11 protein-coding genes are annotated in these 14611 nt (G+C 64.3%); all 11 read left to right on the top strand.

The window, feature by feature from the left end:
* The first annotated feature begins 24 nt into the window (after nucleotides 1-24).
* The gene (locus tag ACTJKX_RS01085) at nucleotides 25-1290 is read left to right on the top strand and encodes an ABC transporter substrate-binding protein (protein WP_311933710.1); all 1266 of its coding nucleotides are present in this window, start codon (nucleotides 25-27) and stop codon (nucleotides 1288-1290) included.
* 104 nt (nucleotides 1291-1394) lie between these two features.
* A complete protein-coding gene (locus ACTJKX_RS01090; protein WP_311933708.1) occupies nucleotides 1395-2324 on the top strand; it encodes a carbohydrate ABC transporter permease in 930 nt (309 codons plus the stop codon).
* Nucleotides 2324-3259 (top strand): carbohydrate ABC transporter permease, encoded by a 936-nt coding sequence (locus ACTJKX_RS01095; protein WP_440724101.1) that lies wholly within the window; start codon nucleotides 2324-2326, stop codon nucleotides 3257-3259. Before ACTJKX_RS01090 ends, ACTJKX_RS01095 begins: the two co-directional genes overlap by 1 nt.
* A 4-nt stretch (nucleotides 3260-3263) precedes the next feature.
* Nucleotides 3264-4376, top strand: a complete 1113-nt coding sequence (locus ACTJKX_RS01100) for an ABC transporter ATP-binding protein (protein ID WP_440724102.1) — start codon at nucleotides 3264-3266, stop codon at nucleotides 4374-4376.
* Between the two features lie 311 nt (nucleotides 4377-4687).
* Nucleotides 4688-6181 carry an FAD-dependent oxidoreductase gene (locus ACTJKX_RS01105; RefSeq protein WP_440724103.1) on the top strand — a complete coding sequence of 498 codons (1494 nt, stop codon included), beginning with the start codon at nucleotides 4688-4690 and terminating at the stop codon, nucleotides 6179-6181.
* Complete coding sequence (locus ACTJKX_RS01110; RefSeq protein ID WP_440724104.1) at nucleotides 6178-6954, top strand: 3-ketoacyl-ACP reductase; 777 nt, start codon at nucleotides 6178-6180, stop codon at nucleotides 6952-6954. Before ACTJKX_RS01105 ends, ACTJKX_RS01110 begins: the two co-directional genes overlap by 4 nt.
* Before the next feature lie 130 nt (nucleotides 6955-7084).
* Nucleotides 7085-8698: a GMC family oxidoreductase gene (locus ACTJKX_RS01115; protein ID WP_440724105.1), complete on the top strand. Its 1614-nt coding sequence runs from the start codon at nucleotides 7085-7087 to the stop codon at nucleotides 8696-8698.
* A 13-nt stretch (nucleotides 8699-8711) separates the two neighbouring features.
* Nucleotides 8712-9020, top strand: coding sequence for a Dabb family protein (locus ACTJKX_RS01120; protein WP_311933698.1), 309 nt, complete (start codon nucleotides 8712-8714; stop codon nucleotides 9018-9020).
* Between the two features lie 187 nt (nucleotides 9021-9207).
* Nucleotides 9208-10017, top strand: coding sequence for a TetR/AcrR family transcriptional regulator (locus tag ACTJKX_RS01125; protein ID WP_440724106.1), 810 nt, complete (start codon nucleotides 9208-9210; stop codon nucleotides 10015-10017).
* A complete protein-coding gene (locus ACTJKX_RS01130) occupies nucleotides 10004-11368 on the top strand; it encodes an efflux RND transporter periplasmic adaptor subunit (RefSeq protein ID WP_415083414.1) in 1365 nt (454 codons plus the stop codon). Before ACTJKX_RS01125 ends, ACTJKX_RS01130 begins: the two co-directional genes overlap by 14 nt.
* Before the next feature lie 7 nt (nucleotides 11369-11375).
* Nucleotides 11376-14519 carry an efflux RND transporter permease subunit gene (locus ACTJKX_RS01135; RefSeq protein ID WP_415083412.1) on the top strand — a complete coding sequence of 1048 codons (3144 nt, stop codon included), beginning with the start codon at nucleotides 11376-11378 and terminating at the stop codon, nucleotides 14517-14519.
* Nucleotides 14520-14611 lie beyond the last annotated feature (92 nt).

A 14611-nucleotide genomic window follows, 5' to 3' on the forward strand; every position in this document is an offset into this window, starting at 1 on the left:
ATCATAAGGTCATGGGAGGATTAGATGACCGTTCGTACCAAATTGATCGCGGGCGTGGCGCTCGCCGCCGCCAGCCTCGGCTTCGTGGGGGCAGCGCAGGCACAGACCAAGGAAGTGCAGATGCTGCACTGGTGGACGTCGGGCGGCGAGGCAGCCGCGCTCAACGTCCTCAAGCAGGATCTGGCCAAGGAAGGCTATGCCTGGAAGGACGTCCCGGTCGCGGGCGGCGGCGGCGATGCTGCCATGACCGCGCTGAAGGCCATGGTCGCAGCCGGCAACAATCCGACGGCGTCCCAGATGCTGGGCTATACCGTGCTCGACTATGCTGCCGCCGGCAAGATGGGCGACCTGACCGAGCTTGCCAAGTCGGAAGGCTGGGACAAGGCCGTGCCGGCACCGCTGCAGAAATTCGCCGTCTATGACGGCAAGTGGGTCGCCGTCCCGGTCAACGTCCACTCGGTCAACTGGCTGTGGATCAACAAGGCCGTGATGGACAAGATCGGCGGCACCGAGCCGAAGACCTTCGACGACTTCATCGCCCTGCTCGATAAGGCCAAGGCTGCCGGCGTGACGCCGCTCGCCCTCGGCGGCCAGGATTGGCAGGAAGCCACCATGTTCGACTCGGTCGTGCTCTCGACGGGCGGCCCCGAATTCTACAAGAAGGCGATGAACGACCTCGACGAAGCCTCTCTGAAGTCGGACACCATGAAGAAGGCCTTCGACAATCTGGCCAAGCTCAAGGCCTATGTCGATCCCAACTTCTCGGGCCGTGACTGGAACCTGACCACCGCCATGGTGATCAAGGGCGATGCCCTGGTGCAGGTGATGGGTGACTGGGCCAAGGGCGAATTCAAGGCCGCCAGCAAGACCCCGGGCACCGACTATATCTGCATGCGCTTCCCGGGCACGGATGGCAGCGTCGTCTACAACTCCGACATGTTCGGCATGTTCGCGGTTCCCGACGATCGCAAGGAAGCCCAGCTCGCGCTCGCTAAGGCAACGCTGTCCAAGTCGTTCCAGTCGTCCTTCAACGTGGTCAAGGGTTCGGTTCCCGCGCGCACCGACGTGCCGGACACCGACTTCGACGCTTGCGGCAAGAAGGGCATAGCCGATCTGAAGAAGGCCAATGACGGCGGCACGCTGTTCGGCTCGCTCGCCCAGGGCTATGGCGCCACGCCGGCCGTCGCCACCGCCTACAAGGACGTGGTGGACAAGTTCTTCAACGGCCAGATCAAGACCTCGGACGAGGCCGTCACCCAGCTGGTCAAGGCCATCGACGAAGCCAAGTAAGCGCTGAAGCGAGCGTTTCCACTAGAAGCGAACCGACCGGGCGCCGTTTTTGCGCCCGGTCGATAGGCTCTCTGGGGCACAAGAACAATAAGCGGGGAACCTTCATGACATTGGCTACGACAAGCGCGCCGCCTCGCCCGGGCTTGCGCGAGAAACTTCAGGATGCCTTGCCCAAGATCGTGCTGGCGCCGAGTTTCGCCGCGATCCTGGTGTTCGTCTACGGCTTCATCCTGTGGACGGTCTATCTGTCCTTCACCAATTCCAAGACCTTCCCGAACTATGAGCTGACGGGAGGCCTTGCCTATCAGCGCCTGTGGGGCTGGACTTTCGAGAGCGACCCGCCATCGAGCTGGTACTACTCGATCACCAACATGGCGATCTTCGGCGTGCTCTATGTCGGCATCTGCCTGGTGCTGGGCCTGTTCATCGCCATCCTGCTCGACCAGCGCATCCGGGGCGAGGGCATCCTGCGGCCGATTTATCTCTACCCGATGGCGCTGTCCTTCATCGTCACCGGCGTGGCCTGGAAATGGTTTCTCGACCCCGGCCTCGGCCTCGAGGCGACCCTGCACAATCTGGGCTGGACCAGCTTCCATTTCGACTGGATCAAGAACAAGGACCGGGTGATCTACACGGTGGTGATCGCCGGCGTCTGGCAGGCCTCCGGCTTCGTGATGGCGATGTTCCTGGCGGGGCTGCGCGGCGTCGACGGCGAGATGCTGAAGGCCGCCCAGATCGACGGTGCCTCGACCTTCCAGGTCTATTGGCGCATCGTCATCCCGATCCTGCGGCCGGTCTTCCTGTCCGCCTTCATCGTGCTCGCCCATATGGCGATCAAGTCCTACGACCTCGTGGTTGCCCTGACATCGGGCGGGCCCGGCGGCTCGGCCTGGCTGCCGTCCAACTTCATGTATGAATACACCTTCAAGCGCAATCAGATGGCGATCGGCTCGGCCAGCGCCGTGATCATGCTGATGACGATCAGCGCCATCATCGTGCCCTATCTCTATTCCGAATTGCGGGAGAAGAAGTGATGAGCGCCGCCACCCGGGACGTTGCGGGGCCGGTCGGCTCCAATTGGGTCAGCCGCGTCGTGATCTACGGCCTGCTGCTGATCTTCGCCTTCGTCTATCTCGTGCCCCTCTTCGTGATGCTGACCACCTCGTTCAAGACCATGGACGAGATCCAGGGCGGCAACATGCTCGCCTTGCCCAGCTCGCCGACGGTGCAGCCCTGGCTGAAGGCCTGGAACGAGACCTGCGTCGGCCTCACTTGTGCAGGGATCAAGGGCTATTTCTGGAACTCGCTCAAGATGGTGGTGCCGGCGGTGGCGATCTCAACCATCCTCGGCGCGCTCAACGGCTATGTGCTGACGAAGTGGCGTTTCCCCGGCCATAAGATCGTCTTCGCCATGATGCTGTTCGCCTGCTTCATCCCGTTCCAGTCGGTGCTGCTGCCGATGGCGACGGTGCTGGGCAAGTTCGGCGGCATGGGCTCCTTCCTGCAGTCGACCATAGGCACATCGGTCGGCTTCGGGTCCTCGACCTTCAACCTCGTCTTCGTGCATGTGGTCTATGGCCTCGGCTTCACCACGCTGTTCTTCCGCAACTATTACGAGGCGTTCCCCAACGAACTCGTGCGGGCGGCGATGGTCGATGGTGCCTCTTTCTTCCAGATTTTCCGGCGCATCCTCCTGCCCAATTCGATCCCGATCTTCGTGGTCACGGTGATCTATCAGTTCACCAACATCTGGAACGACTTCCTGTTCGCCTCCGCCTTCGCCGGCACCGGCGACGTGATGCCGATGACGGCGGCGCTCAACAACGTGGTCAACACCACCACCGGCGCGGTCGAGTACAACGTCAACATGGCGGCAGCGATGATCGCCGCCCTTCCCACTCTCTTCGTCTATATCGTCGCCGGCCGCTATTTCGTGCGTGGCCTGATGGCGGGCGCTGTGAAAGGCTGACCCCATGGCATTTCTCGAAATCAACAATCTCAAGAAGCGCTACGGCGCCGTCGAAATCCTCAAGGGCATAAATCTCGACCTCGACAAGGGCGGCTTCCTCGTGCTGGTCGGGCCGTCCGGCTGCGGCAAGTCGACCCTGCTCAACACCATTGCGGGGCTGGAGAACATCACCGAGGGCGAGATCCGGGTCGACAGCAACAAGATCAACGACCTGCATCCTTCCAAGCGCGACATCGCCATGGTGTTCCAGAGCTATGCGCTCTATCCCAACATGACGGTGGGGCAGAACATCGCCTTCGGCATGGAGATGCGCGGTGTTCCCAAGCCCGAGCGTGACACGGCGGTTGCCCAGGTCGCCAAGACCTTGCAGATCGGCCATCTGCTCGACCGCAGGCCCTCGCAGCTCTCGGGCGGCCAGCGCCAGCGCGTCGCCATGGGCCGTGCTTTGGTACGCGACCCCAAGCTCTTCCTGTTCGACGAGCCGCTCTCCAATCTCGATGCCAAGCTGCGCGTCGACATGCGCGTCGAGATCAAGCGCCTGCATGCCACCACCGGCAAGACCATCGTCTATGTCACCCATGACCAGATCGAGGCGATGACTCTCGCCACCAAGATCGCCGTGCTCAAGGATGGCGAGCTGCAGCAGGTCGGCACGCCGGCCGAGATCTACAACAAACCCAACAACCTCTTCGTCGCCGATTTCATGGGCTCGCCCGCCATGAACCTGATCCAGGCCAAGGCGGCGCGCGAGAATGGCAGGACGGTCTTGAAGATCCTCAACAAGAGTGGCGGCGGCGTCAGCCTGCCGGTGCCCGCGGATATCGCCGACGTGCCGCTGGAGGATGGCCGCGAGTTGATCTTCGGTATCCGGCCCGAGGCGATCACCGACCATGACGGCGCCGACCGCAATTCCAAGGCGATCGAGACGGTCAGCGCGGTGGTCGACGTGGTGGAGCCGGCCGGCGCCGACACCTTCGTCGTCACCCATCTCGGCGGCAAGGAGGTCACGGCGCGCATGCGTTCCGATGCCGTGGTGGCACCGGGCCAGGAACTGCCCTTCGCCTTCAACCTCGACAAGGCGGTGGTGTTCGATCCGGCGAGCGGGAAGAGGCTGTAGGTTCAGTCGATGTCGGCTTCTGCTTGACGGCTAGCACATGGATAAGTCCCGTACCTGGCAATTGAGGCACGACTATCCCTCCCCGACTTCGGGGAGGTCGCGCACACAAGTTGTGTGCGCTGCCCGGCGGAGCCGGGTCGGGTGGGGGCGAGTGGCGCAGACTTGTTGTCTTGCCGGCTTGGTAACCACCACGCTCCCCCTTCCGTCATTTCTACGAAATGACACCTTCCCCGAAGTCGGGGAAGGATTTCGGCGCCTGCTCATCTCGGTTACGAGGGGCACCGCCGCTTTCTTTTCATGGGGGAGCCTTCATGCCTTCGCCTGACATCGTCATCATCGGCGCCGGCATGGGCGGGGCGACCATTGCCCACGCCCTGGCGCCGAGCGGGGCGGAGATCCTCATCCTCGACAAGGGCGGGCAATTGCCGGACCGGCCGGAGAACCGGGATGCCCGCGCGATCTTCCAGCGGGGTTTCTTCCGCCCTGAAGAGAGCTGGTACGACAGCGACGGCAATCCGTTCAACCCGGGCAATTACTACTGCAATGGCGGCAATTCGAAATTCTACGGCGCGGTATTGCTGCGCTACCGCGCCGAGGATTTCGACGGCATCGCCCATGCCGATGGCGATGCGCCGGCCTGGCCGTTCCGCTACGGCGAGCTGGCTCCCCATTACGACGAGGCCGAGCGACTGTTCAAGGTACGCGGAAGGGCAGGAGAGGACCCGACGGAGCCGCCTCGCAGCGGCGACTTCGTCTTCCCGCCAGTCCCCGACGAACCGGCGATCGCCGAGGTCCGCGAGCGCCTCACCCGCATCGGGCTGAAGCCGTTCTCCCTGCCGCTCGGCGTCGATATCGACACCTGGCTCTCGCACGGCCGCACGCCATGGGATGCCTTTCCCGATGCGCGCACCGGCAAGATGGATGCGGAGACCTGCGCGCTGCTGCCGGCTCTCGAACATGCCAATGTACGCCTGCAGAACCATTGCGAGGTGCGCCGCCTGATCCCGGCTCCGGACGGCAGGCGTATCGAGGCGGTTGAGTATCTCGAAGGCGGTGAGCTCAAGCGCGTCACGCCGCGGCTCGTCGTGCTGGCGGCCGGGGCGGTGCGCTCGGCGGCGATCCTGCTGGCCTCCGCGCCCGGGGGCCTCGCCAACGGCTCCGGTTTAGTGGGCCGGCATTTCATGAACCACAATCTGTCGGCGATGATCGGTGTCGATCCGCGCTTCACCAACGATTCGATCTACCAGAAGACCTTCGCGCTCAATGATTTCTATCTCGGCGACGGCAAGGGCGGCCCGCCGCTCGGCAATGTCCAGCTGCTCGGCCGCGTCTCCGGTACCATCCTGAAATCGGACCTGCGCAAGGTGCCCGAATTCCTCCTCAACGCTGTGTCCCGCAAGACCATCGACTTCCTGATCATGAGCGAGGACCTGCCGGATCCCGCCAGCCGCGTCCGGCTGGACGGCGAGAAGATCGTGCTGGAATGGCGCCGCTCCAACATGACCGCGCATGAAGGGCTGAAGGTCGTGATGCGCCAAGCCCTGAAACAAGCCGGCTTTCCGATCGTGCTCACCCATCTGTTCGACCGCAAGACGCCGTCGCACCAATGCGGCACCATCCGCATCGGTGCCGATCCCAGCGAGGCGCCGCTCGACCCCTTCGGCCGGGCTTTCGACCATCCCAATTTGTTCGTCGCCGATGCCTCGACCCTGGTAACCTCGGCCGCCGTCAACCCGTCGCTGACGGTGGCTGCCCTGTCCCTGCGGACAGCCAAGCATATTCGTGAAACGGAGTTGAACCGATGAGCCGTCCCGTCGTCCTCGTCACCGGTGCCCGGCGCGGCATCGGCCTTGCCATCGCGGTGGCCTTCGCCGAAGGCGGCTACGACATCGCCTTCACCGACATCATCGACAATGACGACATCGACGATGCCGAACTGGCGATCGGCCAGGCGGGCGGCGCGGCGCTTTTCTTCCAGAACGATGTCGCGGATCTCGCCAGCCATCAGAGCCTGGTCGACGAGGTCCTGTCGAGCTATGGTCGGCTCGATTGCTTCGTCTCCAATGCCGGCATCGGCTCGCCGGTCCGCGGGGATCTCCTCGACCTCGAACCGGGCGATTTCGACCGGGTGATGAACGTCAACATGCGCGGCGCGATGTTCCTCAGTCAGGCGGTGGCCCGCACCATGCTGAAGCTGCCGCCGCCGCAAAAGCCCGTGCGCAACCGCTCCATCCTGTTCATCACCTCGGTCAGCGCCGAAATGGCCTCGCCCGAGCGGGCTGACTACTGCGTCTCCAAGGCGGCGCTCTCCATGTGGGTGAAGAACCTCGCCGTCAGGCTGGCGCCGGACAGCATTCCCGTGTTTGAGATCCGCCCGGGCGTGATCCGTACCGACATGACCGCCGTGGTCGCCGACAAATACCAGGCCGTGATCGACCAGGGTGTGGTGCCGGCACGCCGATGGGGGGAGGGCGCCGATGTCGCCCAGATGGCGCTGGCGCTCGCCGGCAGTTCCTTCGGCTTCGCCACCGGCAGCGCCATCGCCTGCGACGGCGCGCTCTCCATATCGAGGCTGTGATGATGCCCGGGTGCGCGGACGTAGCCGCGCAATCGGCTTTACCGATTGTCGCGACGGACGCTCTTGGAAGCGGTGTGCTTGCGGAGAGGAAGGGCGGACGGGACGTCCGCGCACCCGGAAAGAGTTCGACATGACAGACTATATCATCGTCGGGGCCGGGCCGGCCGGCTGTGCCCTGGCGGCAAGGCTGAGCGAGGATCCGGCGGTCAAGGTCCTCCTGATCGAGGCGGGCGGGCGCGACAGCCACCCTTTCTTCCACATGCCGGCAGGCTTTGCCAAGATGACCAAGGGCATCGCCAGTTGGGGCTGGTCCACGGTGCCGCAGAAACATTTGGATGGACGGGTGCTCTGGTACACCCAGGCCAAGGTGCTGGGCGGCGGTTCTTCCATCAACGCGCAGATCTACACTCGCGGCAATCCGCGCGACTACGACGTCTGGGCCTATGTGCATCGCTGCCAGGGCTGGAGCTATGCCGAGGTCCTGCCATATTTCAAACGGGCCGAGGACAATCAGCGCTTCATCGACAGCTATCATGGTGCCGGCGGCCCGCTCGGTGTCTCCATTCCCATCAATCCCCTGCCGATCAACGAGGCCTTCATCCGCGCCGGCCAGGAATATGGCCTGCCCTACAATGCCGATTTCAACGGCGCCAGCCAGGAGGGGGTTGGCCATTACCAGGTCACGGTGCGCAATGCCCGGCGTTCTTCCGCCGCGGCCGCCTATCTGAAGCCGATCGAGGGCAAGCGGCCGAACCTGACCGTCCGCACCGACGGCATGGTCACCCGTATTCTCATCGAGAAGGGGCGGGCCGTCGGCGTCGAGATTGCCGGAAAGGGCGGCAGGAGCCAGATACGCTGCGAGCGCGAGGTCATTATCTCCTCCGGCGCCATCGGCTCGCCGCGCCTGCTGATGCTCTCCGGCATCGGCCCGGCCGCCCATTTGAGAGAGGTCGGCGTCGAGGTTGTGCATGACTTGCCCGGCGTCGGCGAGAATCTGCAGGATCATCTCGATCTCTATGTCATTGCCGAATGCACGGGCGACCACACCTATGACAATGTCGCCAAGCCCCACCGCACGGCCTGGGCCGGGCTGCAATATCTCCTGTTCAAGAAGGGGCCGGTGGCCTCGACCCTGTTCGAGACCGGCGGCTTCGCCTATGCCGACAAGGCCGCCCGTTCGCCCGACATCCAGTTCCATCTCGGTTCCGGTTCGGGCATCGAGGCGGGCGTCGCCCGGCTGCGCAATGCCGGCGTGACCTTGAACTCGGCCTTCCTGCAGCCGCGCTCCCGCGGCACCGTGCGGCTCAAATCCGCCGATCCGGCCGACCATCCCCTCATCGATCCCAATTACTGGTCCGATCCCTATGACAAGGCGATGTCGCTGGAGGGGCTGCGCATGGCGCGCGAGATCTTGCGCCAGAAGGCGCTGGAGCCTTTCATCCTTGCCGAGCGCATGCCTGGCCCGGACAAGGTCAGCGAGGCGGATCTGAGCGACTATGCTTTCCGAACCTGCAAGACGGATCACCATCCCGCCGGCACCTGCAAGATGGGGATCGACGATATGGCCGTGGTGACGCCCGAGCTCAAGGTCCGGGGGCTGGAGGGGCTGCGTGTCTGCGATTCCTCGATCATGCCGATCGTCAATTCCTCCAACACCAACGCGCCCACCATCATGATCGGTGAGAAGGGCGCCGATCTCATCGCCGGCAGGCAGCCGCTGCCCGCCGTCAATTTCGGCTCCTGAGCAGGGAAACACCATGATCCGCCACATCGTTCTCGCCCGCCTGCGCCCGGACCTGTCGAAACAGGAGACGGAGACGTTGCTGACTGCCATTCGGGGCATGAAGACCAAGATTCCGGGAATCCTGCAGATAGAGATCGGCAGCGACAACAGCCCCGAGGGCCTGGCGCGCGGTTATGGCCACGCCTTCACCGTGGACTTTGTCGACGCGGCGGCCCGCGACGCCTACCTGCCCCATCCGCATCACGCCACGGTAGCACAGGCTCTCGTGGCCGCGACGCAGGGTGGTGTCGACGGTCTGCTGGTGCTCGACTTCGAGGCCTGATCGCGCGTTCGCGCCGTCCCGCCTCCGGCCGGACACTCGGTCTGGCTGGGTGACGTGCTGAGGCAATAACTCCTAGTTAACTGTAATATGACGCCCTTTCGCGCTGCGGAGGGGCTTTTGGCGCTGGTTTCGGCAGGTTTTGCAGCTGTTTCCGTGCTGGTATACGTCTTTCGCCTTAATTCCGCCGTTGGATGGGAAGCATGATCCCGCCCGGCCGAACGAGTGTGACTTGGCTTCTTGTACAATCTCTGATACCGAGAATGAACGTTCATTCTCATTTGGGGTTGTGATAGTGGTGATCGAAGCAGGGGTGGTGCCGTCGCCTCCCACGATTGCAAAGGGAGTCGACGCGCGTCGAAATCACATCCTCGATGCCTTCGAGGTGTGCATCCAGCGCACCGGATTCCACCGCACCACCATGCAGGACGTCGCCAGGGAAGCCGGCATGAGCGCCGGCAATCTCTACCGCTATTTTTCCTCCAAAGAGGCTCTGGTGTCGGGCCTGATTGAGCGCGATCGCGAACGTTTCAGCGCCGATTTCATGAATGTGGCGCGTTCCAGCGATGTCATGGGTTCCTTCGTCGCGTTGGGACGCAAGCATTTCCTTGAAACGCCGCGCGAGCGCTGCGTGCAGTTCATGGAGATCTGGGCGGAGGCCAGCCGCAACCCGCAGGTTGCAGAGATGTGTGCGGCCGTCGACAAGGAGGTGAACGACTTCATGGTCGCGATCCTGGAAGCGGCCAAGGCCTCGGGGCAGATCCCCCCATCGGTGGACAGCGCGGCCGTGATCACCGTGCTTTCGGCAATGGGAGACGGCATGTTCACCCGTCGCGCCCTGGAGCCGGATTTCGATGTCGAGGACGGCTTCCGGCTGCTGGTGAACGTTATGGACGCACTGATGTCGGGAAAGATCCCGCTCGATCGTCCTTTGCCTGTGATGTCAGATTCTCCGGGCTCTCCGCCCGTTTCAGAGGAAAAGCCCCATGTCCGCGGTTGAAAAGCAGAACCGGCCCGAGCGCGATGGCGAGCGGCAGCGGCGGGAGGAAGGCTTTGCCGACGAGGCAAGCCTGACGGCGGTGCGCCTGTCCGGCCGATCCCGTGGAGAGACGGTCGAATATCGCCGCACACCCTGGTACACCAAGCTCACCATCCTGATGCTTGTCGTCATCGTCGCGGCCGCGGTTCTCTATGCCTATCGCGAGCCTCTGATGGCCCGTCTCAACCCGCCGCCCCCGCCTGTGGTGATCACCAAGCCACCGGCCGTCACGGTGACGCCGGCCACGACCGGTGCCATCACCGAGCATGCGGTGGTGACCGGCAATCTGGTGGCACGCGAGGAGATCCTGGTCTCGCCCCAGATCGAGGGCTATGCCGTCGACAAGATCATGGTCGAGGAAGGGGACCGCGTGAGCGAAGGCCAGGTGCTGGCCGAGCTCTCGACCACCACCATCGATACTTCGCTCGCGCAGAACGAGGCGCAGACCGCCAGGGCAGAGGCCGCGATTGCCCAGGCCGAGAGTGCGATCGCCGAGGCCAAGGCCAATCAGGACCAGACCGCCAGCGCTTATGCGCGTTCCAAGGCCCTGGTCCGGACCGGCAACACCACGGCTGAGCAGCTCGACCAGCGCGAAGCCGCCGCCAAGATGGCGGATGCGCGTGCGGCATCGGCCGAACACGCCCTGACCGTGGCCAGGGCCGACAAGAAGCTCGCCGATGCCCAGCGTTCCGAATTGATGGTGCGTCTCGAGCATACCAAGGTGCGTGCACCGGCGGCGGGCGTGATCAGCCGCAGGGCCGCCCGTATCGGCGCGATCGCGTCGGCATCCGGCGATCCGCTGTTCCGTATCATTCGCGACGGCGACATCGAGCTCGAAGCGGATGTGCCGGAGGCAACGCTGGCGCGCATCCGGCCCGGCATGACGGCCGAGGTCACCACGGCGGGCAGCAAGGAACCCTTCGTGGCTCGCGTGCGCCTGGTCTCGCCCGAGGTCAATTCTGTCACGCGCCTGGGACGCGTGCGCATCGCCATCGACCAGGCACCGGGCCTGACGATCGGTGCCTTTGGCCGCGCCAGCGTGGCGGTGGCCAACCATACAGGCGTGCTCGTACCGCAATCGGCGGTTCTCTATACCGAGGACGGCGCCACGGTGCAGATCGTGCATGACGGTGTCGTGGCGACCACGCCGGTCAAGCTCGGCCTGCGTACCGAAAAGCAGGCCGAGGTCGTCGAGGGCGTCAAGGCCGGCGACAAGGTGATCGCTACCGCGGGCACCTTCGTGCGCGATGGCGACAAGGTCAGCGCCGTCGATGGGGCTGGCGTCGCCCAGCCCGCGACCGAGACCAAGTGAGGCGCCGATGTCTTTCAACGTCTCGGCCTGGTCCATTCGCAATCCGGTGCCTTCGATCGTCCTGTTCGTGGTACTGATGGCGCTTGGCTGGGTCTCGTTCCAGAATCTGCCGATCACCAAATTCCCCAATATCGATATCCCCGTCATCACGGTGACGGTGACCCAGGTCGGCGCGGCGCCCTCCGAGCTGGAGACCCAGGTGACGCGCAAGATCGAGGACGCGGTCACCAGTGTCGCCGGCGTCAAGCATGTGCAGTCGACCATCACCGACTCCACCTCGACGGTTGCCATCGAGTTCTGGCTGGGCACCAACACCGACCGCGTTCTCAACGACGTGAAGGATGCGGTGACCAAGATCCGTACCGAGCTGCCCCGTGACATCGAGGAGCCGGTGGTTGCGCGCCTCGAGATCGAGTCGCAGTCGATCATGACCTATTCGGCTACGGCCCCCGGCATGACGCTGGAGCAGCTGTCCTGGCATGTCGACAATGTGGTGAAGCGGGACCTGCAGAGCCTGCGTGGCGTCGGCCGTGTCGACCGCATCGGCGGCGTGACGCGCGAGATCCGGGTGGCCGTCGATCCCGATCGCCTGCTTTCGCTCGGCATTACCGCCGCCGACGTCAACCGTGTGCTGAAGGCGACCACGGTCGACCTGTCGGGCGGCAAGGGCGAGGTCGGCAATCGCGAACAGGCCATCCGGACGCTGGCCGGCGCTCATACGGTCGACGAACTCAAGGAGACCAAGATCACGCTGCCCGGCGGCCGGCAGGTGCGCCTCAACGAGATCGCCGACATCACCGACGCCTATGCCGACCAGACCTCGTTTGCGCGCATCAATGGCTCGACGCCGATCGTCGCCTTCTCTGTCTTCCGCTCCAAGGGCGCCAGCGACACCACGGTCGCGGCGGCCGTCGCCGCCAAGATCCAGGCGCTGCACCAGGCCCATCCCGAGGTCAGCTATGCGGTGGTGGACGATGGCGTCGCCTCGACCTATGGCAATTTCGAAGCGGCGATGCAGACTTTGGTGGAAGGCGCCATTCTCGCCGTCATCGTCGTGCTGATCTTCCTGCGCGACTGGCGGGCCACGCTGATCGCCGCGATCGCCTTGCCGCTCTCGGCGATTCCGACCTTCTGGGCGATGAGCATGATGGGCTTTTCGCTCAATCTCGTCAGCCTGCTCGCCATCACGCTGGTCACGGGTATCCTGGTCGATGACGCCATCGTCGAGATCGAGAACATCGTCCGGCACATGAAGATGGGCAAGTCGCCCTACCGCGCCTCCATCGAGGCGGCGGACGAGATCGGCCTCGCCGTGATGGCGATCACCATGACGATCATCGCCATCTTCGCGCCCGTGAGTTTCATGGGCGGCATCGTCGGCCAATATTTCAAGCAGTTCGGCCTGACCGTGGCGGTGGCGGTGTTCTTCTCGCTGCTTGTCGCTCGCCTGATCACACCGATGATGACGGCCTATTTCCTCAGGCCTCATGCCCATGTCGAGGCGCGCGACGGCGTGATCATGCGGGCCTATACCCGCTTCCTGGAAATGACGCTGGCGCGCTGGTTCTCGCCCTATCTGACCATCGTGGCCGGTTTCGGGCTCCTGATCGTGACCTTCGGTCTGATGGGCCTCCTGCCCCAGGGCTTCATTCCGCCGGAGGACAATGCCCGCGTCGTCATCTCCGCTGAGATTCCGCCGGGCGGCAAGCTCGAGAATACCCAGGCCAAGACCGACGAGGTGGTCGCCGCCATCCGCAAGATCCCGGAAGTCGAGCAGGTCTTCGTCATCGGCGGCACTTCGCCGACCGGGCAGCTCGACCCGCGGCGCGCGGCGATCTACGTCAAGCTCACCAAGCGTGAGACACGCGCACGCCACCAGCTCGCCATCCAGGACGACATTGCGCGCATCCTCACCGCCATTCCCGACATGCGGGCCTGGCGCGTCAACGACAATGGCGAGCGCGACGTCAACCTGGCGTTGAAGAGCAATGATCCGAAGGCCCTCGCCTTGGCGTCGTCGCGCCTGGAAGGCGCCATGCGCCATGTGCCCGGCTTCAACAATGTCGCTGCCAATACCGGTCTTGAACGGCCGGAAGTGCGCATCCTGCCGCGAACCGACGATGCCGCGCGTTATGGCATCACCACCGAGCAGATCTCGGAGGCTGTGCGCGTGGCGACCATCGGCGACATCGACGCCAATCTGGCCAAGTTCAATGCCGGGGACCGGCTGGTGCCGATCCGCGTGCAGTTGACCGAGGAATCCCGCGGCAATCTCGGCCTGATCGAAGCGCTCAGCCTGACCACGGCCTCGGGCGGCAGCGTGCCGCTCTCGGCGGTGGCGGATGTCGAGTTCGGCCAGGGGCCGACCTCGATCGAGCGCAACGACCGCGAGCGGCAGGTCAAGATCGGCGCCGACCTGCGCAAGGGGCTCGAGATCGGCGAGGCGCTGGAACTGGCCATGGCCTTGCCCGAGGCCAAGAACTTGCCCAAGGGCGTGGTCTTCGCGCCCACCGGAGACGCCGAAGTGATGGCCGAGGTGTTCTCGGGCTTTGCCATGGCGATGGGGACGGGCCTTCTGATGGTCGCGGGCGTGCTGGTGCTGCTGCTCGGCAGCCCCTTCCACGCCATTACCATCCTGCTCTCGCTGCCGCTGTCGATGCTCGGCGTGGTCCTGGCGCTGCTCGCCACCCACAACTCGATCTCGATGCCGGTGGTGATCGGCATCCTGATGCTGATGGGCATCGTCACCAAGAACGCCATCATGCTGGTCGACTTCGCGGTGGAGCGGGTCAAGCATGGCATGCACCGCCATGACGCCATCATCGATGCCGGGCGCAAACGCGCGCGGCCGATCGTGATGACCACCATCGCCATGGTGGCCGGCATGGTGCCGACGGCGCTGGGACATGGGGATGGCGGCGAGTTCCGGGCACCGATGGCGATTGCCGTGATCGGCGGCCTGATCGTCTCGACCCTGCTGTCGCTGATCTTCGTACCGTCCTTCTATGCGGTCATGGATGATCTCACGCGTGGCATTTCCTTCCTCTTCGGTCCCCTCGTGGGGCCGAAGGACGAGACGGGGAAGGCCGGCGTGCCCGCCGCGCTGGAGAACGGCCACGGCAGCAGGGGAACGGCTGCGGCGGCGGAATAGAGCGGAAACATCCAATGCCTTTCAACTGCTTTGGACACAGCACCGGTGCCCCTGTCAGGGCGCTGGTCATTCTCAAGTCTTCACGGCTCGGC

It is taken from the genome of Labrys sp. 22185 (assembly GCF_052045555.1).
Lineage (GTDB): Bacteria > Pseudomonadota > Alphaproteobacteria > Rhizobiales > Labraceae > Labrys > Labrys neptuniae.

Coding starts and splice junctions, on each gene's coding strand:
- ACTJKX_RS01095 (WP_440724101.1), top strand. CDS start 2,324: ATGAGCGCCGCCACCCGGGACGTTGCGGGGCCGGTCGGCTCCAATTGG.
- ACTJKX_RS01100 (WP_440724102.1), top strand. CDS start 3,264: ATGGCATTTCTCGAAATCAACAATCTCAAGAAGCGCTACGGCGCCGTC.
- ACTJKX_RS01105 (WP_440724103.1), top strand. CDS start 4,688: ATGCCTTCGCCTGACATCGTCATCATCGGCGCCGGCATGGGCGGGGCG.
- ACTJKX_RS01085 (WP_311933710.1), top strand. CDS start 25: ATGACCGTTCGTACCAAATTGATCGCGGGCGTGGCGCTCGCCGCCGCC.
- ACTJKX_RS01135 (WP_415083412.1), top strand. CDS start 11,376: ATGTCTTTCAACGTCTCGGCCTGGTCCATTCGCAATCCGGTGCCTTCG.
- ACTJKX_RS01130 (WP_415083414.1), top strand. CDS start 10,004: ATGTCCGCGGTTGAAAAGCAGAACCGGCCCGAGCGCGATGGCGAGCGG.
- ACTJKX_RS01115 (WP_440724105.1), top strand. CDS start 7,085: ATGACAGACTATATCATCGTCGGGGCCGGGCCGGCCGGCTGTGCCCTG.
- ACTJKX_RS01120 (WP_311933698.1), top strand. CDS start 8,712: ATGATCCGCCACATCGTTCTCGCCCGCCTGCGCCCGGACCTGTCGAAA.
- ACTJKX_RS01090 (WP_311933708.1), top strand. CDS start 1,395: ATGACATTGGCTACGACAAGCGCGCCGCCTCGCCCGGGCTTGCGCGAG.
- ACTJKX_RS01110 (WP_440724104.1), top strand. CDS start 6,178: ATGAGCCGTCCCGTCGTCCTCGTCACCGGTGCCCGGCGCGGCATCGGC.